At 67.6% G+C, this 19,246-nt stretch carries 15 protein-coding genes; 6 read left to right on the forward strand and 9 right to left on the reverse strand.

What is annotated here, in order from left to right:
* Window positions 1-118: 118 nt before the first annotated feature.
* From BKK79_RS25255 to BKK79_RS42030, 3 genes are all read right to left on the reverse strand, one after another.
* Complete coding sequence (locus BKK79_RS25255) at window positions 119-1,009, reverse strand: mechanosensitive ion channel family protein (protein WP_071017665.1); 891 nt, start codon at window positions 1,007-1,009, stop codon at window positions 119-121.
* A gap of 538 nt (window positions 1,010-1,547) precedes the next feature.
* Complete coding sequence (locus BKK79_RS25260) at window positions 1,548-2,801, reverse strand: MFS transporter (RefSeq protein WP_071039168.1); 1,254 nt, start codon at window positions 2,799-2,801, stop codon at window positions 1,548-1,550.
* Between the two features lie 278 nt (window positions 2,802-3,079).
* Window positions 3,080-4,000: a LysR family transcriptional regulator gene (locus tag BKK79_RS42030; protein WP_071017662.1), complete on the reverse strand. Its 921-nt coding sequence runs from the start codon at window positions 3,998-4,000 to the stop codon at window positions 3,080-3,082.
* Between the two features lie 290 nt (window positions 4,001-4,290).
* Here BKK79_RS42030 and BKK79_RS25270 point away from each other — a divergent pair, with 290 nt between their 5' ends.
* Window positions 4,291-5,079 (forward strand): sulfite exporter TauE/SafE family protein, encoded by a 789-nt coding sequence (locus BKK79_RS25270; protein WP_083384332.1) that lies wholly within the window; start codon window positions 4,291-4,293, stop codon window positions 5,077-5,079.
* Window positions 5,080-5,133: 54 nt separating this feature from the next.
* Here BKK79_RS25270 and BKK79_RS25275 read toward each other — a convergent pair whose 3' ends face one another.
* Together BKK79_RS25275 and BKK79_RS25280 are read right to left on the reverse strand one after the other, a co-directional pair.
* Window positions 5,134-6,708, reverse strand: a complete 1,575-nt coding sequence (locus BKK79_RS25275) for a peptide chain release factor 3 (protein ID WP_071017660.1) — start codon at window positions 6,706-6,708, stop codon at window positions 5,134-5,136.
* A gap of 131 nt (window positions 6,709-6,839) precedes the next feature.
* Window positions 6,840-7,820, reverse strand: a complete 981-nt coding sequence (locus BKK79_RS25280; protein ID WP_071017658.1) for a YihY/virulence factor BrkB family protein — start codon at window positions 7,818-7,820, stop codon at window positions 6,840-6,842.
* Between the two features lie 328 nt (window positions 7,821-8,148).
* Between BKK79_RS25280 and BKK79_RS41210 the strand changes: the two genes are divergently transcribed.
* On the forward strand, window positions 8,149-8,307 hold the full coding sequence (locus BKK79_RS41210) for a hypothetical protein (RefSeq protein ID WP_167366692.1): 159 nt from the start codon (window positions 8,149-8,151) through the stop codon (window positions 8,305-8,307).
* Window positions 8,308-9,329: 1,022 nt separating this feature from the next.
* Here BKK79_RS41210 and BKK79_RS25285 read toward each other — a convergent pair.
* The 3 genes from BKK79_RS25285 to BKK79_RS25295 all read right to left on the reverse strand — a co-directional run bounded on the left by BKK79_RS25285 (window position 9,330) and on the right by BKK79_RS25295 (window position 13,107).
* Entirely contained in the window at window positions 9,330-10,700 is a 1,371-nt protein-coding gene (locus BKK79_RS25285) for a sigma-54-dependent transcriptional regulator (RefSeq protein ID WP_071040360.1), read from the reverse strand.
* 110 nt (window positions 10,701-10,810) lie between these two features.
* On the reverse strand, window positions 10,811-11,269 hold the full coding sequence (locus BKK79_RS25290) for a hypothetical protein (RefSeq protein WP_071039169.1): 459 nt from the start codon (window positions 11,267-11,269) through the stop codon (window positions 10,811-10,813).
* 485 nt (window positions 11,270-11,754) lie between these two features.
* Window positions 11,755-13,107, reverse strand: a complete 1,353-nt coding sequence (locus tag BKK79_RS25295; RefSeq protein ID WP_071017654.1) for an NCS2 family permease — start codon at window positions 13,105-13,107, stop codon at window positions 11,755-11,757.
* Window positions 13,108-13,451: 344 nt separating this feature from the next.
* Here BKK79_RS25295 and BKK79_RS25300 point away from each other — a divergent pair, with 344 nt between their 5' ends.
* Together BKK79_RS25300 and BKK79_RS25305 are read left to right on the forward strand one after the other, a co-directional pair.
* Window positions 13,452-13,655, forward strand: a complete 204-nt coding sequence (locus BKK79_RS25300; protein ID WP_071017653.1) for a cold-shock protein — start codon at window positions 13,452-13,454, stop codon at window positions 13,653-13,655.
* A gap of 2,002 nt (window positions 13,656-15,657) precedes the next feature.
* Window positions 15,658-16,752: a replication protein RepA gene (locus tag BKK79_RS25305; RefSeq protein WP_071017651.1), complete on the forward strand. Its 1,095-nt coding sequence runs from the start codon at window positions 15,658-15,660 to the stop codon at window positions 16,750-16,752.
* A 137-nt stretch (window positions 16,753-16,889) separates the two neighbouring features.
* On the opposite strand, the gene BKK79_RS25310 is transcribed toward BKK79_RS25305, so the two are convergent.
* Window positions 16,890-17,093 carry a cold-shock protein gene (locus tag BKK79_RS25310; protein ID WP_029045138.1) on the reverse strand — a complete coding sequence of 68 codons (204 nt, stop codon included), beginning with the start codon at window positions 17,091-17,093 and terminating at the stop codon, window positions 16,890-16,892.
* Window positions 17,094-17,469: 376 nt separating this feature from the next.
* On the opposite strand from BKK79_RS25310, the gene BKK79_RS25315 reads away from it, so the two are divergent.
* Both BKK79_RS25315 and BKK79_RS25320 read left to right on the forward strand, forming a co-directional pair.
* Window positions 17,470-18,126 (forward strand): ParA family protein, encoded by a 657-nt coding sequence (locus tag BKK79_RS25315; protein ID WP_071017650.1) that lies wholly within the window; start codon window positions 17,470-17,472, stop codon window positions 18,124-18,126.
* A gap of 16 nt (window positions 18,127-18,142) precedes the next feature.
* Window positions 18,143-19,159, forward strand: a complete 1,017-nt coding sequence (locus BKK79_RS25320) for a ParB/RepB/Spo0J family partition protein (RefSeq protein ID WP_071017647.1) — start codon at window positions 18,143-18,145, stop codon at window positions 19,157-19,159.
* The last annotated feature ends 87 nt before the right edge of the window (window positions 19,160-19,246 follow it).

The following is a 19,246-nucleotide window of genomic DNA, read 5'->3' on the forward strand; positions in this document are numbered from 1 at the left end:
AGGGGGTGCAGCGCGCCCTCGGAACCTGCCCGGGCAGGTGGAGCAGAAGGGAGAGTACGCGGGTGCCGCGTCGCGGTCCCGGCCGGCCGGCACAGGCCTGGCCGCGACCGCGCCATGCTCAGCGTGGCGCAGGCGTGCCTGCCCCCGGGTCGGCGGCGCCGGCAAGCGGCCCGGCCCCGGCCGGCATCCGCAGCTCCTGCAGCGGCAGCGCGAGCGGGTAACCGGCCGCCGCCAGCGTCGCCTCGATGCGCCCGTAGAAGTCGAAGCGCACGCCCCAGTAGTCGGCACTGGCGGTCCAGCAGCGCACGTTGAGCGTGATGCCCTGCGGTGCGTAGTTGATCACCATGGCCTCGGCGCGCGGCTCGGCCAGCAGGCGCGGCTCGGCCGCCAGCATGGCGCGCAGCGCCGCCAGCGCGGCCTGCAGGTCGCTGCCGAAGGCCACCGTGGCCTCGATGTCGAGACGGCGGGTGGGGTTCTCGCTGTAGTTGGTGATGGCGCTGCCCCACAGCTTGCCGTTGGGCACGCGCAGGCAGACGCCGTCCGCGGTGGTCAGTTCGGTCATGAACAGGCCGGTCTCGCGCACGGTGCCGGCCACGCCCTGGGCGTCGATGTACTGGCCCACGCGGAAGGGCCGCAGCAACACCAGCATGATGCCGGCGGCGATGTTCTGCAGCGTGCCCTGCAGCGCCAGGCCGATGGCCAGCCCGGCCGCGCCCAGCATGGCGATGATGCTGGCGGTCTGCACGCCGAACTGCGACAGCACCAGCACCAGCGTCAGCACGCGCACGATCCACTGGGTGGCGCTGGCCAGCATCGGACGCAGCGTCACGTCGATGCCGGAACGCTCGAAGATGCGCCGCACGGCGCCGGCGGCACGGGCCGACAGCCACCAGCCCACGATCAGGATCAGCAAGGCGGCCAGCAGGTTCAGCCCCTGCTGCACCGCGGACTGCAGCAGGTAGGTCCAGGCGGCCTGCAGTTTGTCGGCTTCGATGATGTTCAGGTTCATGGGAGTCGGCTCCTGGCGGGAAAGAGGGTGGGAAGGAAGGGCGGCGGCGCGGTGGTCCGCCCACGCGCCCCGTACCCGTTTCTGCGTTGCCGCATGGCGGCTGCGCTGCGGGCCCGGCCTTGGCGGCGGCCGGCGGGAGTATGCGGAAATGCTAGACGATCAAGCTAGGTTGACCGTCTTTGACATATGTTCAGGACAACAGGCGGCGGCTTTGGTTTCATCACGGCACCGGTGCGGCGCGGCGAGAACCCGCGCCAGCCCTGAAGGAGCAAGGGCTGGCACCCGATCGGCTTTTTTTGTGGAGAGACCATCGGAAAGGCCGCTGGGCAGGCTCCGGCCGGGCCAGGGAGGGCGGCGGCCAGGCCCGGGAGCACGCGCCAGGCCTACGCAGAAATGGGTACGCTCCGGGCACGCGTGCGGGCTCGGAGAGGCGATCGGCCGGATGGATCGCCACCGAAGGCAGCGGAAAGGAAGAGGGGAAAGGGAGCGGAAGGAGGGGGAGAGCGCGGCGGCCGGCCCCGCAGCCGCCCGCCCGGTGTCAGGCGACCGCGGGCCGCTCGTGCAGCGCGTCGCGGCCGGCCAGCGTCGGGAACAGGCGCACCCACAGCACCACCACCAGCAGGGTGCCGAGACCGCCCAGCAGGACGGCGCCGACCGGGCCCAGCAGGGCCGCAGTCACGCCGGACTCGAATTCGCCGAGCTGGTTGGACGCGCCGATGAAGACCGAGTTGACGGCGCCGACGCGCCCGCGCATCTCGTCCGGCGTATCGAGCTGGACCAGCGTGGAGCGCACCACCACGCTGATCATGTCCGAGGCGCCCAGCACCACCAGCGCCGCCATCGACAGCGGCAGCCAGTGCGACAGGCCGAAAACCATGGTGGCCGCGCCGAACAGGGCGACCGCGCCGAACATGATGCGGCCCACGCGGCGCTGCAGCGGATGGCGCGCCAGCCAGAGCGCCATTGCCAGCGCGCCGATGGCGGGCGAGGAGCGCAGCAGGCCGAGGCCCCACGGGCCGGTGTGCAGGATGTCGCGCGCGTAGATCGGCAGCAGCGCCGTGGCACCGCCCAGCAGCACGGCGAACAGGTCGAGCGAGATGGCACCCAGCAGCACCGGACGGCTGCGGATGTAGGCGATGCCGGCGAACAATGTCTGCAGGCTGACCGGCGTGGTGATACGCGGCGCCGCCTGGCGCAGCGTGAGGCCGGACACCAGCACCGCCGCCATGCAGAACAGCACGGCGCTGATCGCATAGACCACGCCCGGGCCGGCCACATAGGCGAAGCCGCCCACGGCGGGGCCGATGATGATGGCCGACTGCGCGGCCGAACTCGACAGCGCGACAGCGCGCGGCAACTGGCGCGGCGACACCACGCTGGGCAGGGTGGCCTGCAGCGTCGGCGTCTCGAAGGCGCGCAGCGCGCCGATCAGCGCGACGAAGACGAAGATGTGCTCGCGCGCCACCCAGCCCGACAGGCTGGCCACCGCCATGGCGCAAGCCACCAGCGCCTCCAGCGCCTGGCAGGCGCGCACGATGCGGCGGCGGTCGAAGCGGTCGGCCACGTGGCCCGACATCAGCAGCAGCACCACCGACGGCAGGAACTGCACCAGCCCCACCATGCCGAGCATGAAGGCATCGCGGGTCAGGTCGTACATCTGCCAGCCCACCGCGACGGTGAAGATCTGGTAGGCGATGGTGGTACTGAAACGGGCAAGCCAGAAACGGCGGAAGGCGGGGTCGCGGAACACGCTGTCCGCATCGGCGGCCGGCAAGGGAGCGGAGGTCGACATGGGTGGTGGAGTGGCTCGGGAAGCGCGGCGGCAAAGGCCGCCGGCACGCCGGGGCCCCATCGTCGAAGCCTTGCGGCCGACTCGCCGCAGGGTCTTGACGGGCCCGGAAGCAGCGATTCTAGCCGAGCGCGCCGATGCATGCAGGCGCATGCATCGGCTTCCATGAATCAAAGTTGATACATTGGCACAATGTGAAAAATGCCATCCCGGGAAAGACCTTCATCCGATGGCAATGGCGTCGATATGCGCCCTTAAGATCACATAGATCGCCCGCAGCCCTATCCCCGCACTGCGGCGGCGGCCGAAGGCCCCAGTCCTTGCCGCAGCCGCCGTGCCAGCGCCGCCGCGGCGGGGCCGGAATCGCGCCGGGACAGCAGCACCACGCGGGTCTCGCAACCGGGATCCGACAGCGGCACGAAAGCGACCCCGGGCGGTGCCAAGCGGCGCAGCGAGGCCGGTACCAGCGCCACGCCGAAGCCGGCCTCCACCAGCGCCAGCTGCGCCAGCTTGCGCGAGACTGCGGCAGCGGCGCGCGGATAGAAGCCGGCCTCCAGGCAGCATTGGGCGACCCGGTGGCTCAGTCCGCCGCGGTCGGGGTGCGGCAGCGAGACGAAGGCCTCCTCGCGCAGCGCGGCCAGCCCGATGCCGGACGCGCCGGCCAGCGCATGCGAGGCGGCCACCGCCAGCTCCAGCCGCTCCACATAGAGCGGGTCGACCTCGACCTCCGGATAGCGCCGCAGCACCGGCTCGCGCGCCAGCCCCAGGTCGGCGCGGCCCTCCTCGATCTCGATCGCCTGCTGCTCACTCGAGGCCTGCGAGACGTCGAAGCGCAAACCCGGATGGTCGGCCTGGCAGGCGCGCAGCAGCGCCGTGCAGGCCGGCGTGAGCGGCACCGAGCTCGAATGCAGCAACCGCACCGTCCCCTGCTCGCCGCGCTCGACCTGGCGCGCCTGCGCCGAGGCCTCGCCCAGCGCATCGAGGATGCGGCGCGCCGAGGCATAGAAGGCGCGGCCCGCCGGCGTCGGTTCGACGTGGCGCGGCTTGCGCTCGAGCAGGGCCACCTGCAGCGTCGCCTCCATCTCCTTGACCTGCCGGCTCAGCGCCGGCTGCGCGATGAACAGGCGCTCGGCCGCCAGGCTGTAGCTGCCGGCGTCGACGATCTCGACGAAATAGCGCAATTGCTTCAGGGTGGGGTGCATCGGGAACGGAACCAGGGGAGCGGAAAGGATGGCCTGCGGGGCGGGTACGCGGGTACGCGGGTACGCGGGTACGCGGGTACGCGGGTACGCGGGTACGCGGGTACGCACGGCAGTTTGCCATGGCGGCGGCATGCGCTGCCATGCCGCTTTGCGATCGATCGCTGTCCGATTTGATATTGGCCGGCGTCCCCCGGCCGCCTTACCCTGCCTGCAGAGGCGGTCCGAGGCGCGGACCGCCGTCGCCGATCCCGCCGGCCGCCGCCGCCGGCCAGCCACCTCCTCGATCCCGCATGGAAACCTCACCGCTTCTCGATCTGCCCGGCCTGCTGCTGCCGGGCCTGGCGCCCGCCGAGTTCTTCGCCATGTGCGCGGCCATCGCCTGCGCCTACGTCATCTTCGGCATGGCCGGCTTCGGCACGGCGCTGGTCGCCTCGCCCGTGCTGGCCTGCCTGATGCCGGTGGCGCAGATCGTGCCGCTGCTGGCACTGATGGACTGCAGCGCCTCCGCGCTGAACCTGCTGCGCGATGGCCGCAACGCCGACCGCGCCGAGTTGCGGCGCGTGCTGCCGTGGCTGCTGGCGGGCAGCCTGGCCGGCGCCGCGCTGTTGCTCAAGCTGCGCGCCGACCTGCTGCCGCCGCTGCTGGGCCTGTTCGTGAGCGGCTATGCGCTGTGGTCGCTGGCCGGCAAGCGCCCGGCGGCGCGCTTCACGCCGCGCGCGGCGCTGCCCTTCGGCTTGTTCGGAGGCGTGTGCTCGGCGATGTTCGGCAGTGGCGGCTTCCTCTATGCCATCTACCTGTCCGGACGCCTGGGCAAGGACGCGATGCGCGTCACGCAGTCGACGCTGATCGGTGCCAGCACCCTGACGCGCCTGTTGCTGTTCCTGGCCGCCGGGGTCTACGCCGGCGCTGCCCTGCTCAAGCTGGCCCTGGCCCTGGCGCCGGCCATGATGCTGGGATTGTGGGCGGGCCGGCGCATCACGCTGGGCCTGTCGCGCGAACAGTTCCTGCGCATGGTCAACCTGGTGGTGCTGGCGTCCGGCGTGGCGCTGCTGGCACGCTGGCTGCTGCGCCTCGCATGAGGCATAGGACGGAGCGGGGGCCGTGCGGCCGGACGGCCGCGCGGCGGGACGGGATCAGACGATCTCGCGCGTTTCCAGGAACTTCAGGTTGGGGAAGCGCTCCTGCGTCAGCCGCAGGTTGACCATGCTGGGCGCCAGGTAGACATGGTCGCCGGCACCGTCGAGGGCGACGTTGTGGCCGGCCTTGTCGATCAGCTTGTCGAGCTCGGCCGCGTCACCGTGGATCCAGCGCGCGGTGGCGCAATCATAGCTCTCGAAGATGGCGTCGACGCCGTACTCGTGCTCGAGCCGGTGCGCCACCACGTCGAACTGCAGGATGCCGACCGCGCCCAGTACCAGGTCGTTCGAGCCGAGCGGGCGGAACAGCTGCGTGGCACCTTCCTCGGCGAGCTGCTGCAGGCCCTTCTGCAGCTGCTTGACCTTGAGCGGGTTGTTCAGGCGCGCGCGGCGGAAGAATTCCGGCGCGAACGAGGGGATGCCGGTGAACTTCAGCCCCTCGCCCTCGGTGAAGACATCGCCCAGGCGGATGGTGCCGTGGTTGGGCACGCCGATGATGTCGCCGGCGTAGGCCTCCTCGGTGGTGTTGCGATCCTGCGCCATGAAGGTGATCGCGTTGTTGATGGCCACGGTCTTGCCGGCGGCCACGTGCAGCAGCTTCATGCCACGTTCGAAGCGGCCCGAGCAGACGCGCACGAAGGCGATACGGTCGCGGTGGCGCGGGTCCATATTGGCCTGGATCTTGAACACGAAACCGGTGAACTTCGGCTCCTGCGGCCCGACCTCGCGCGTCTCGGTCTTGCGCGCCAGCGGCGGCGGCGACAGTTCGCACAGCGCGTCGAGCAGCGACTGCACGCCGAAGTTGTTGATGGCCGAGCCGAAATAGACCGGAGTCTGCTTGCCGGCCAGGAAGGCGTCCTTGTCGAAGGTGTGCGAGGCGCCGCGCACCAGTTCGATCTCCACCCTCAGCTCATCCGCCTGGCTGCCGAGGATGCGGTCCAGCTCGGGATTGTCGAGCCCGTCGACGATGGCGGCGGTGCCCTTGTCGCCGTGCGGGTCGAACAGTTGCACCTTGTCGTCGATCAGGTGGTACACGCCGCGGAAGGCCTTGCCCATGCCGATCGGCCAGGTCATCGGCGCGCACTGGATCTGCAGCACGTCCTCGATTTCGTCGAGCAGTTCGATCGGCGAGCGGCCCTCGCGGTCCAGCTTGTTGATGAAGGTCAGGATCGGCGTGTCGCGCAGGCGGCAGACGTTGAGCAGCTTGATGGTCTGCGCTTCCACGCCGTTGACGGAGTCGATCACCATCACCGCCGAGTCGACCGCGGTCAGCGTACGGTAGGTATCTTCGGAGAAGTCCTCGTGGCCCGGCGTGTCGAGCAGGTTGACGATGTTCTCGCGGTAGGGGAACTGCATCACCGACGAGGTCACCGAGATGCCGCGCTGCTTTTCCAGCTCCATCCAGTCGGAGGTGGCGTGCCGGTCCGCCTTGCGCGCCCGCACTTCGCCGGCGACCTGGATGGCGCCGCCGAACCACAGCAGCTTCTCGGTCAGGGTCGTCTTACCCGCATCGGGGTGGGAAATGATGGCAAAGGTGCGCCGGCGCGCAATTTCGGATACGAGCGAACTCACGGATTCGACTGGCAGGAAAGGGGGGAATCGGGCCCGGAATGCGGCCGCCCGGCCACGCGGCGCGATCTTTGCGCCGCTGGCGGCGCATGGATCGGGCGGTGGCACCGGAGGCACGCACGGGGAATTGGCCGCTATTCTACCGGGTTCGCCGTCGGCGGCTGCGGTCCCTGGCCGGGCTCGCGCCGGCCAGCGCGCACCGCCTCCGCGCGCAGGCTGCCGAATTGCAGCGCGTACTGGTGGGTCAGCTCGGCGCCGAAGAAGAAGATCTGGGCCGAGTAGTAGATCCACAGCATCAGCGCCACCACCGAGCCGGCCGCGCCGTAGGAAGAGGCCACCGCGCTATTGCCCAGGTAGAGCCCGATCAGGCGCTTGCCGACGCCGAACAGCAGCGCCGTGACGACGGCGCCCATGGCCACGTCGCGCCAGGCCACGCGCGCATTGGGCAGCATCTTGAAGATCACCGCGAACAGCAGCGTCACCACACCGAGCGAAAAGGCGCTCGACAGCGCCTCGGCCACCGGCGCGAACCAGGACTCGGTCCAGATCGCGCCCCAGAAGCGATCGACCACGGCCAGCGCTGCGTTGACGATCAGGGAGACCAGCAGCATGAAGGCCAGCACCAGCACCAGGCTGAAGGACAGCAGGCGGGCGCGCAGCAGCTTGAGCCAACCCGCGCTGTGGTCGACCGGCGCCTGCCAGATTTCGTCGAGGCTGCCCTTGAGCTCGGCGAAGGCGCTGGTCGCGCCGACGAACAGGATGCCGGTGGCGACCACCGTGGCTACGCCACTGCCTCCGGCGCGGTGGGTGGCGGCCAGGATCTGCTGGATGGCGGCCGCGCCCTGCTCGCCGACGAGGTCGCGCAGTTGCGCGAAGATCTCGCCGCGCGCGGCCTCGGCGCCGAAGAACAGGCCGGCGATGGAAATCACCAGGACCAGGATGGGCGCCAGCGAGAACAGCATGTAGAACGACAGCGCGGCGCCCTTGCTGGCGGCGCGGTGTGCGAGCCAGGCGCGCACGGAAGCGCCCAGCACCACCAAGGTGCGCGCCAGCGTCAGGCGGTTAGGCAGCCATTGCGCAAAGCGCCGCCGCCAGTTCCCGGTACTCATCGGCATGGGCGGCCGCGCAGGCAGCCGGTCGGTGATGCGCGCATGGTCGCGGCTCCCTCCAAGAAGCGTGTCCCGCCCGGGCGGGCGCATGACGGGCGGGCGAGCGGAGCCGGCCCGACGAAAGTTCATGATAGCGCGCATCGCTCGCCGCGCCCAAACGCCGGCGGACGCTCCGGATCCTCGCTTGCGGTCCGCACGGGCCCGGCTGGGGATGCGCCGGACCGTGGGGGCCGGACCGTGGGGCTGCTACAGTACCGACGAGGGTGTCGCTGCGCACGCGCTGCCAGACTGCGCGCCCCGCAGGCGACACCCGATTTCGCGAGGAGGACGCCTCATGAACCGCTCGACCCGTGGACGGCTGGCCGCCGTCATTGCGCTGGCCCTGTGCGTGCTCGCCATCAGCGCCTGCGAGCGCGACAAACCTGGTCCAGGTCCACAGCCCATCTCAGGCCAGCCGCATTCGGCCGCCAGCCAGCCGGCGCCGGCGCGCTGAAGCGCGGCCGGAACGCACGCGTACGCGTACCCGTTTCTGCGAGCACTGGCGGGCCACCGCACGGAGCGGACCGCCCACGCCTTGCCTGGCGCCGGCCGCAGCGCCCAGGCCGCAACAGCTGTTTCGGCAACGCAACCATTGCACCGCCCGGTGGTAAGCACGGCGCCCCTGCCGGCGCGGGCGTGCGGGCCGCCTCCTGCGTAGCCTCGTCACCCCCGGGGCTGCCGGCAGCGCCGACCATACGGCGCCAACCCGGTTGCAGGGCCGCAACCGATCGGGCGCGGCCATCGCGGAATGTGTCGGTGGCGGCCCGTCAATCCTTCACAAATCAAGCATTTGCGCGCTCTGGCATGTTTGTCGCTCTCCCAGTGACTGTCAGCCAACAGGCATGACACGCGATCAAGACCAAGACAGACCAGGACCGAGAAGAACATCGTTTCGGGGGGAGTTCAGAGCCATGCGTCAACCGGCTGCATACATGACGGCGCGCAGGCGCTTGCTTCGCCTCGGGCGCTTCGCGCCCGCGGTGATGCGTCGTCCGCTGCAGGATTCTTCCCCCCCGCGCTGGCCAGCGCGGAATGCACAGATGTGTTGCCCGGCGTCCAGCCACCCCCTTCCGCTGTCGTCCTATCGCGGCAGGACACCGCGATAGTCCGGCGGCAGCGCGGGACTTACCCGCACCGGGCATCGTCCGCTTGTGCTCCGTCCCCCGGCGGGCACTTTTTTATCGGCACCAGGGAGGCAGGCCATGCACCTTCGGCTCTGCAGCGGCGTACGGACGGCCTGCCTCCTGATCGGGACGGCCGAGCCGCCAGGCGGGGGCGGGGGCGGGAAGACGCGGCAATGCCGCCGTGCGGAGGGCAGGTGGAGCGCTGGCTGCGCGCGCACCGGTGCGCGGCCGCGGATGTGCGTCCGGCACGGCGACCGGCGAGATCGGGATGGCCGGCGCGGCGGCGACGTTGGTCGCGCCGTGCCCGCCCGGCCATGGCGTGGCCGGGCGGGCACGGCGCAGCGAGGCGGACCTACTCGCCGGTCACCGGCAGGCTCTCGACGCGGATATTGTGCTTGTGCATCAGCCGGTAGAGCGTGACGCGCGAGACGTTGAGTTCGCGCGCGGCGGGCACCACGTGGAAGCCGTGGCTCGCCATCACGGTGCGGATCGCTTCGCGCTCGGCTTCTTCGCGGATCGCGTCGAGCGTGCGCCGCGGGTTTTCCGCGCTGCCGTGCAGCTGCAGGTCGTCGGCCGTGATCTTGCGGTTGTCGGTCATGACGATGGCGCGGCGCACACGATTGATCAGCTCGCGTACATTGCCCGGCCACTCGTACTGCATCATGGCCTGGGTGGCGCATGGCGAGAAACCGCGGATGCGCCGCCGCGCCTCCTGCCCGTGCTGGGCCAGCACCGCGTTGGCGAGCAGCAGGATATCCTCGCCGCGCTCGCGCAGCGGCGGAATCGCCAGCGTCAGCACGCACAGCCGGTGGAACAGGTCCGCACGGAAACGCCCATCCGCCTGCGCGGCCACCAGGTCCACGTGCGTGGCGGAGATGATGCGCAGGTCGAGCGGAATCGACTGGTGCCCCCCCAGGCGCGTGATGGTGCCCTGCTGCAGGAAGCGCAACAGCGCCACCTGGCTTTCCAGCGGCAGGTCGCCGATCTCGTCGAGAAAAAGCGTGCCGCCCTGGGCCTGCTCGATCCAGCCGATCTTGCGCTGGTTCGCGCCGGTGAAGGCACCCTTCTCGTAGCCGAACAGTTCGGACTGCACCAGATGGGAAGGGATGGCTCCGCAGTTGATGGCGACGAACGGTCCCTTGCGCCGGCTCGATGCTTCGTGGATGGCCTGCGCCGCAAGCTCCTTGCCGGTGCCCGACTCGCCCGAGATGAAGACGGGCGCTTCGTTATGCGCGACCTTGGCGAGCGAGCGGAACATGGCCCGCATCGGCGCGCAGTCGCCGATCATCTTGCCGTGGCCGACGGCCTCGCCGGCCTGCCCGCCGTGCAGGCACGCCATGCCATGCGCGTGCTTGAGCGTGTAGAGCAGGTTGTCGAACGAGAACGGCGTGCGCACGTAATCGATGCAATAGTCGCGGATCAGGCGCCGCACGCGCTCGTCGTCCAGCATGCGGCTGTTGGTGATGGCCACCCACGCGACCTGCGGATGCTGCAGGCTCTGCTCGAGCAGCATGTACTCGGCATCGCTGTAGTCGGCCTCCAGGTCGATCACGCCGGCCATCGGCGTGCTGGCGCGCACGATGCGCTCGAGTTCGCGCAGCTGGTGCACGTGGCGGATATCCCAGCCGGCGCCGAACTGCGAAGCTTCGATACTGTAGTCTTCATGGCGCGACACGACCAGCACCTGCGCGGTGCGTGTCGCAGCCTTGCATAGCCGCTCCATGACGTTCTCCCGGATGTTGGCCTTGTTGTGGGATCCGGCTCGCGCCGCCGGCACGCCCAGGCGCGGGCGCGGCGTGACGGCGGCCGGATCGGGCACGCGCTGGGGGAACGTCATGGCTTGGACATGCGGCACGTTTGATCGCCGGGCACGGCCTGGTGCTCGCTGCCCGCGAACCACTGCTCGCGGATGTGCCGCCGCACCATCTCCTTCTCCTGCATCAGTCCTGCATGGGGAGCCTCGGGGCGCTGTCCGGAGTACTGGAAGTAGAGCGCCTTGTAGGTGAGCTGGCTGAGCATCCACTCCTGCAGCAGCGCGCGCAGGCGCATCAACTCGGCCTCGAGCAAGCGGTTGCGCTGGCGCAGCGCATCCAGCGTCTGCCGAACGCCGTCGGACGGCAGCGCATCGCGCGTCAGGATTTCGCCGAGGTCGACATCCTGCCCCTCGCCGGCGGCGTCGAAAGCGCCGCGGCTGCCGGGCTCACGCGGTGCGGCCCAGACTGGGTGAATGGAAAGGTTGGCTGACTCACTGCTGGGCCCGATTGCGGGTTGCTGAACTTCTCCTGCACTCATGGTGGATCCCCGTTTTACAACACCCCCGGCACTGCTCGTTCGCGATTACCACTTGTCTTAATTTGTATTCATCTGGCGCGCGTATGTTCGCGAGCGCTCTTGGTGGTGGCGAAGCCGTCTTTGCGACGGTCATTGTCTGGACCTGCTGCAGGCGGCCTGGCTTTGGCATCGCGGCAAGGCGCACCGGAGACTGCCGGAAGACCGGGAGTCAAGAAAGGGCGCCTGGAAGCGCCCTTGTATGTTTGCCACGTCTTTAGTTCAGTGCATTTGCTGGCGTTTGTCCAGCCTTCTCGGCACCGCTCGCCCGAATCTCATCCTTAAGGATGACGCTCATCCGGGGGGCAAACCCCCCCTGCGCGATGTAATTGAGCGCTTACATCGCACGCAGGAACGGGTACGCCCCTCAATCGGGTGATGCGCAGAAACGGGTACGCTCGACGCGGCGGAACCGCCGGGCGGCGCGCAGGCGCGCCGCCCGGCCGGTGTCAATGGCCCGGCAGGTAGTAGAACTTGAAGACGAACACGAGGGCGATGATCCACACGATCACCGGCACCTCGCGCGCTCTGCCGGTCAGCAGCTTGAGCGCCGCATAGGTGATGAAACCGAACGCGACTCCGTTGGCCACCGAATAGGTGAAGGGCATGCCGAGCGCGGTCAGCACGGCCGGCACCACCTCGGTGGCATCGCTCCAGTCGATCTCCACCAGCTCGCGCAGCATCAGGCACGAAACATAGAGGAGCGCGGGCGCTGTCGCGTACGCCGGCACTGTGCCGGCCAGCGGCGCGATGAAGAGGCAGGCGAGGAATAGCGCGGCGACCGTGACCGCGGTCAGCCCGGTACGTCCGCCGGCCTGGACACCGGATGCGCTCTCGATATAGGCCGTGGTGGATGAGGTGCCCAGCAGCGAGCCGGCCATGATGGCGGTGCTGTCCGCCATCAACGCCTTGTTCAGGCGGTCCATGCGCCCCTGCTTGAGCAGGCCGGCGCGGTTGGCCACGCCCATCAGCGTGCCGGTCGCGTCGAACAGTTCGACCAGGAAGAACACCAGCACGACGTTGACGATGCCGATCGACAGCGCAGCCGGGATATCGAGCTGGAGCAGCGTCGGCGCGATCGACGGCGGCGCGGAGAAGACGCCGTGGAAGGTGTTGTCTCCCACCACGAAGCTCAGCACGGTGGTCAACAGGATGCCGATCAGGATGGCGCCTTTGACGCGCAGGTGATCGAGCGAGACGATCGCCAGGAAGCCGATCACCGCGAGCAGCGCCGGACGGGCGTGCAGGTCGCCGATGGTGACCAGCGTGGCGGGACTGGCCGTGATGATGCCGGCGTTCTTCAGCGCGACGATGGCAAGGAAGAGGCCGATACCTGCGGTGATCGCGACACGGATCGCATGCGGGATGCCGTTGACGATCATCTCGCGCACGCGCAGCAGCGTCACCAGCAGGAACAGGCAGCCCGAGATGAACACCGCACCGAGTGCGGCCTGCCAGGGCAGGCCCATGCCCTTGACCACGGTATAGGCAAAGTAAGCGTTCAAGCCCATCCCCGGCGCCATGGCGATCGGATAGTTGGCGAAGAAGCCCATCACCATGGTGCCGAGCGCGGCCGCCAGGCAGGTGGCGACGAACACCGCATCCTTCGGCACACCGGCATCGCCGAGGATGCTCGGATTGACGAAGATGATGTAGGCCATGGTCAGGAAGGTGGTCAGGCCTGCCAGCACTTCGGTGCGGACGTCGGTCTGGTGCTCGCGCAGCTTGAACAGCCGCTCGATCGGCGAGGTCGCCGCGGCGCCTTCGCGCGGCGAATTGGACACAGGTTCGGGAAGGGGCATGATGGTCTCCTGGCGCCGTCCGGTCGCATGCGCGGGTGTCGGCTCATGATGACACGGCGCGCGCGCGAGGCGATCGGCGAGGCCGGCGCAGACGCGACGAAAAAAGGCGTGATGATCCCACAGCGTGGCACGCATGCGAATCCCCGCAGGGATCACCCCGGCTTGACGATGGCCACAATCCGCCGTATAAAGTTCCGCTAGATTCAAGCGACGAGGCAACAGCACATTCGTTAGCCACCGTCTTGGTACTTCGGTTGTCCATGGTGTCCTTTCCTTGAGTTTCAGTTCTCGGCAGGCAGTAGCGCCCAGCCGTTCGTTTCTATATTTTTTTGGAAAGCAATCCCATGCAAACCGGTATCGTGAAATGGTTCAACGACGCCAAGGGTTTCGGCTTCATCAAGCCGGACGCCGGCGGTGACGATCTGTTCGCCCACTTCTCCGAAGTGCGCGCCGACGGCTTCAAGTCGCTGCAGGAAAACCAGCGCGTGCAGTTCGAAACCCGCCAGGGCCCGAAGGGTCTGCAGGCCGCGAACATCACCCCGCTGTAATCGGTCGCGGAGCGAGGCGCCTTAGCAGACGCTTCATCCACGCAAGAAAACCCGCCCTCGAGGCGGGTTTTTTTTCACCTCGATTTCGCCCCGCCTGGCAGGGTGCGCTGCGCGCCGGGCCCGATGCCAGCATGACTGGCGGCGCGCCCAGGTCGGGCCAGGTCGGCCACCGGTCGGCCACCATCTGCCCGCGCTGGCCGGTCGCGGCCGCCCCAAGGGCCGCAGAAACGGGTACGCCCGAAGGCGGCCCGAAGGCGGCCCGAAGGCGGCCCGAAGGCGGCCCGAAGGCGGCCCGAAGGCGGCCCGAAGGAAAGGGGCGCAGAAATGGGTACGCCTCCCGCCTCCCGCCTCCCGCCTCCCGCCTCCCGCCTCCCGCCTCCCGCCTCCCGCCTCCCGCCTCCCGCCTCCCGCCTCCCGCCTCCCGCCTCCCGCCTCCCGCCTCCGCCTCCCGCCTCCCGCCTCCCGCCTCCCGCCTCCCGCCTCCCGCCTCCCGCCTCCCGCCTCCCGCCTCCCGCCTCCCGCCTCCCGCCTCCCGCCTCCCGCCTCCCGCCTCCCGCCTCCCGCCTCCCGCCTCCCGCCTCCCGCCTCCCGCCTCCCGCCTCCCGCCTCCCGCCTCCCGCCTCCCGCCTCCCGCCTCCCGCCTCCCGCCTCCCGCCTCCCGCCTCCCGCCTCCCGCCTCCCGCCTCCCGCCTCCCGCCTCCCGCCTCCCGCCTCCCGCCTCCCGCCTCCCGCCTCCCGCCTCCCGCAGAAACGGGTACGCCCCAGGCATAACGGGACCAGCCCCTCTCCAGGTTCTCGCCCGCAGCCTCGCAGAAACGGGTACGCCCGCGAAGCCGGGAGCTCTTCGAGAAGCCCGCTTGGCGCCAGTCCCTCGCAGAAATGGGTTCGCGCGGCAGCGCACCGCTCTCTCCCTCGCAGAAATGGGTACGCCCAGGCCCACGCGGGCGTCTCCGCCTCGCCGCAGGGGCGACCCGCCGTACCTGTTTCTGCGTGAGATACGCCATGGCGCAGAAACAGGTACGCCAAGCGGGGGGCCGCAAGCGCGTTTTTGTCCGCAGAAGTAGGTACGCATGGCACGAACACTGGGCCGGCGGCGAGCGGACGAGACGCCGCGCTGGAGGAATGGCGCGCAGATTTGGGTACGCTCCACAATGCCCACGCACAGTCACCTAAATATATGACGTGAGTACTAGCTTTCGATACAAAGCTTATGTATAACGGAAAAAGAATTTCCCCTGACAGCCGCGATGCAAGCGAATCACGCAGAAACAGGTACGCTTGCCTGACTCGGTCCGGAGTTTTCCACGCAGAAACGGGTACGCCGACGTAAACAGGGCGACGTATACGGCATTCGCAGAAACAGGTACGGCGCAGAAACAGGTTCAGGGACGTATACGTCGCGTATACATGAAGCGGTCCGCAGAAACAGGTACGCGCCACCTCTTCCAGTCCGCAGAAATGGGTACGCCGCGCGAGCCAGAGGGCAATTTCCAGGCGGTCTGCAGGCTGAATCCGGCAAAAAATCGCATTTCCGGGCCATCTGGCGCAGGAGTGCTCGCAGAAACGGGTACGCGGGGCGTCCACCGCCTGTGGACAACCTTGTGAGTCACCCGACTTGTCCCCGCAGAAAACGGTTCGGCCCCGGCGCTGAAACAGGTTCGGCCTGGCGCAGAATCAGGTTCGAGGGTTCGCAGAATCGAGTTCGACCCTGCGCAGAATCGGGTTCGGCGGGGCGTCGAGGGGGCAAGTGAATCAGGGACTTAGCCCCTCGTATACGGTTTACGAGTAGTTAACCCATACGCTTACTTTCTACCGGTAGTGGATGGATTCCGTCCGTGGACAACCCTCGCGGGTTGCCCACCGCCTGGTCTCCATGCCAGCCAGCAAGACAGCCAGACCCCCCAACCCAAGGGCTCTGACGAATTTCCTCGTTGTACCTGTTTCTGCGTGACAAGGCCGATAGCTTCGAGTACAAAGGCGGGTAATCCGAAGCCAGCCACCTATGCCTATCAAACGCTCCCCGGTCACCGCGGGGGATCGCCCGCAACCGGATGCGGACCGCGAGCCTCCCCGAATCATCGTTCCCGGCAACGAGAACAGCCTGATTCCGTCCGAGAAATTTCAGCGCCTGTTCGACGAAGCTCAGGCCATGGAACGCGAAGACGCCTGGCAAAGCGGGGAAGTCGGCTTCCTGAGCCGTGCCAGTGTGCAGGTCACGCTGCCTTATCGGGCGCCCAAGGGCGCTCCCCCCGTATGGACCCGCACCAGCGGCAATATCTCGCTGATGATCCAGCCGGGTTACTTCACGCAGCAGCGCTCTGAACGCGCCAGCAATGGCCGGCAGAAGCTCGTGTCGGAAACCGTTTCGCTCGGCTATCCCTATGGCTCCTATCCGCGCCTGATGCTGGCGTGGATCGGCAAGGAGATCATGGCGAAAAAGAAGCGCGGCGAGTTTACCGGCACAGTGGAGGACCGTCGGATCTCGCTCGGGAATTCGCTGTCGGAATTCATGTACAACCTGGGCATCCCGATGGCCACGGGAGGCAAGCGCGGCACCATGACGCTGGTTCGCCAGCAGATGATCCGGCTGTTCTCCGCCACGATTGCCATCGTCCAGAACAAGTCGACGCCGAACCCCAATCCGAACCAGAGCCACGAGCCGCTGGCGATCGACCGCGTCGGCTACCTGCTGGCCGACCAGCTGTCGACCTGGTGGGATCCGATGCAGCCAGGGCAGGGGTCGATGTTCGAGAGCTTCGTGGTGCTGTCGGAGCCGTTTTTCAACGAACTGGTGAACCGGCCGGTGCCGGTCGACATGCGGGCGCTGAAGGCGCTCAAGCAGTCGCCATTCGCACTCGATGTCTATTCCTGGCTCACCTATCGCTTTTTCACCATCCAGCGCCGCACCGAAATCCCGTGGGAGGCTCTGCAGATGCAATTCGGTACCGAAACCGAAAGCGAACGGAAATTCCGTGCCCTGTTCCGCAAGGCACTGAAGGACGTGCTGGTGGTCTACCCGGACGCCAAGGTGGATGCGGACTCATCGAAGGCGCTGATTCTCCAGCCTTCCAAGACCAGCGTGCGCAAGCTTTCCTGAGCCGCGCGGGGAAGCCCGCGCCTCAGGAAGCCGCAAATGAGAAAAGGCAAGCGCCAAGCGCTTGCCTTTCGCGTTTCAGGATCCGCGCAGCTCGGCCGGGTAGGCTTTGCGCGCGGAATCCGGCCAGGCACCGAGGATCAGGCGGGCTTGATGCCCGAGGCCTGCAGGCCCTTCGGGCCTTGCTTGACCTCGAAGGTAACGCGTTGCCCGTCTTTCAGGGTCTTGAAGCCGGAGCCTTGGATTTCAGAGAAATGCGCGAACAGATCAGCGCCACCGTCATCCGGGGTAATGAAGCCAAAGCCCTTGGTCTCGTTGAACCACTTGACCGTACCGGTTGCCATAGGGATTTCCTTTTTCGAAGCAAGTTCTTGTACACGACGTAAACAACCGTTCAAGCACGTTGAGTTCTCGTAGATACCGAACGGAAGCCGACGAGGTTGACACGACTTGACTCGACTGTCTCGGGCATCATAACCAGTTTGTCTGGTTGTGTCATGTGCGCCAGAGAGCGCACACCAGAATACTCTAGGCGGAACGGGGGCAAAGAGGCAAGTCCGCGTCAGGGGGGGAGGCCGTGAGAGGCTCGCCTGGAGGACGGATAAAAAACTCTGTATTTTTTATGAATCTGAATTCATAACGTGGTTGAATCATCGTGCCGCTTTGTCTAAAGTGGCGGCTAACGACAAACATACTTTCAGCGCTGAAAGAGAGGTCTCAGTGGCAGCGAAGATCATCACTGTCTTTAATCAGAAAGGCGGATGCGGCAAGACCACGGTCAGCATGCATCTGGCCGGCACCTTGGGCTTGCGCGGCGCCCGTTCGATGCTCGTGGACATGGACGAGCAGGGCACCGCGACCCGCTGGGCCGCACAGGCCAGCGACGAACGGCCATTTCCTGCATCCGTCATCGGTCTGGCGCCGTCCGGCGGTGCCATGCACCGCGAGGTGCGCAAATTCGTCCAGGATTACGACTACATCGTCGTCGACTGTCCGCCGGCAGTCCATTCCGCCGCGCCTTCGAGCGCTCTGCTGATTTCGGACTTGGCCATCATTCCCGTGGTCCCCTCGCCGCCCGACCTATGGGCGGCGGTGGCGGCCAAGAAGCTGGCCCAGCATGCCCAGGTCCAGAATGAAACGCTGCTGATCCGGGTACTGGCCAATATGGTCCAGCGGCGCGTATCGATTGCCCGCCAGGCCATCGAGATCCTTGGGGACGATGCTGACGTCCCGCTGATGCATTCGATGGTCGGGTCCCGCTCGGCCTTCCGCGAATGCCAGGCGATCGGTTGCACCGTTCATGGCGTGGCGGGCGCGCGCGAGTCCGTGCAGGAGGTCGACCTGATGGTTGACGAAATACTGTCCTTGATTGAATGAGCATTAGGCATTGGGTATGGCAACGAAACTGAAAAGTCTGAGGGCAGGCATGCTGGCGGGAATGGCAGCCGAGAAGAGCCGCAGCGATGGCCTGGACAGGTTTGCGCGCGCGGAAGCCGCCATCGCACAGCATCCCAACGGCCTGTTGCAGGGCAGGGCGAATGAGATCGCCGCTGTTTTCAGCGCTGAAAGTCCGCTGCCGACGGAATCCGGCGGGCGGATTCTGAAACGGATTCCGCTGACGGAGCTGCATGACAATCCCTTCAATGCCCGCCGGATCTACGATCCGGCCGTGGTGCAGGAACGTGCGGCCTCGATTGCCACCCACGGGCAGAAGACGCCCGGCCTGGCGGCGCCCGATCCCGCGCGTCCCGGCCATTACATCCTGATCGACGGCCACTACCGCAAGCGCGCGCTGGCTTCGGCCGGCAAGCTCGAGATGGAGTGCTTCGTCGAGGATGACCTCAGCGACCTCGATTTCTACCGGCTGTCCTTCCTGCTCAACGAGCAGCGTTCTGACCAGTCGGCCCTCGACAATGCCATCGCCTGGCGCCAACTGATCGACGAAGGCAAAGTGCAGAAGGAGGAGGAGATCTGCGAACTGACCGGCATGTCGGCTGGCACGGTCAACAAGACGCTGGCCTTGCTCAAGCTGCCGGAGAGCGTCCTCGCCGTGATGCGGGAACGCCCCAGCGCCATCGGTATCGCCGCAGGCTACGAGCTGACCCTGTATCACAAGACGGCGGGAGAGGAACGTACGCGCGAACTGGCGGTGCGCATCATGAACGACGGCCTGTCGAGCCGCGAGGTCGAGGCCATCCGCAAGCAGGCCCAGGAGAACAAGCCGCGCAAGGTCAAGGAAATCAGCCGTCAGTACAAGATCCGCGCGAGCGGCGGACAATTGCTCGGCACCATCAAAGAGTGGGATTCCGGCCGCGTGATGCTCGATGTGCAGATTGCCGACCGCAGCACCCGCGAGGCGCTGGTCGAAGCCTTGAAGACGCGCTTCGGCCTGGACCAGACAGCCGGCTGACGCCAGCGGTGCCAGGTCCGGGATGGTGCCGGGACCTGGCCAAGACAAAAGCGGCTTCGCCCGCGCCGTCCGCGCCGGTTAACGCAG

The organism is Cupriavidus sp. USMAA2-4 (assembly GCF_001854305.1).
GTDB classification, from domain to species: Bacteria; Pseudomonadota; Gammaproteobacteria; order Burkholderiales; family Burkholderiaceae; genus Cupriavidus; species Cupriavidus malaysiensis.

Excerpts from the sequence above, each read along its gene's own strand:
- BKK79_RS25300 (WP_071017653.1), top strand. The coding sequence starts at position 13,452 with ATGCAAACCGGTATCGTGAAATGGTTCAACGACGCCAAGGGTTTCGGC.
- BKK79_RS25280 (WP_071017658.1), bottom strand. The coding sequence starts at position 7,820 with ATGCCGATGAGTACCGGGAACTGGCGGCGGCGCTTTGCGCAATGGCTG.
- BKK79_RS25305 (WP_071017651.1), top strand. The coding sequence starts at position 15,658 with ATGCCTATCAAACGCTCCCCGGTCACCGCGGGGGATCGCCCGCAACCG.
- BKK79_RS25270 (WP_083384332.1), top strand. The coding sequence starts at position 4,291 with ATGGAAACCTCACCGCTTCTCGATCTGCCCGGCCTGCTGCTGCCGGGC.
- BKK79_RS25290 (WP_071039169.1), bottom strand. The coding sequence starts at position 11,269 with ATGAGTGCAGGAGAAGTTCAGCAACCCGCAATCGGGCCCAGCAGTGAG.
- BKK79_RS25310 (WP_029045138.1), bottom strand. The coding sequence starts at position 17,093 with ATGGCAACCGGTACGGTCAAGTGGTTCAACGAGACCAAGGGCTTTGGC.
- BKK79_RS41210 (WP_167366692.1), top strand. The coding sequence starts at position 8,149 with ATGAACCGCTCGACCCGTGGACGGCTGGCCGCCGTCATTGCGCTGGCC.
- BKK79_RS25260 (WP_071039168.1), bottom strand. The coding sequence starts at position 2,801 with ATGTCGACCTCCGCTCCCTTGCCGGCCGCCGATGCGGACAGCGTGTTC.
- BKK79_RS25295 (WP_071017654.1), bottom strand. The coding sequence starts at position 13,107 with ATGCCCCTTCCCGAACCTGTGTCCAATTCGCCGCGCGAAGGCGCCGCG.
- BKK79_RS25320 (WP_071017647.1), top strand. The coding sequence starts at position 18,143 with ATGGCAACGAAACTGAAAAGTCTGAGGGCAGGCATGCTGGCGGGAATG.
- BKK79_RS42030 (WP_071017662.1), bottom strand. The coding sequence starts at position 4,000 with ATGCACCCCACCCTGAAGCAATTGCGCTATTTCGTCGAGATCGTCGAC.
- BKK79_RS25255 (WP_071017665.1), bottom strand. The coding sequence starts at position 1,009 with ATGAACCTGAACATCATCGAAGCCGACAAACTGCAGGCCGCCTGGACC.
- BKK79_RS25285 (WP_071040360.1), bottom strand. The coding sequence starts at position 10,700 with ATGGAGCGGCTATGCAAGGCTGCGACACGCACCGCGCAGGTGCTGGTC.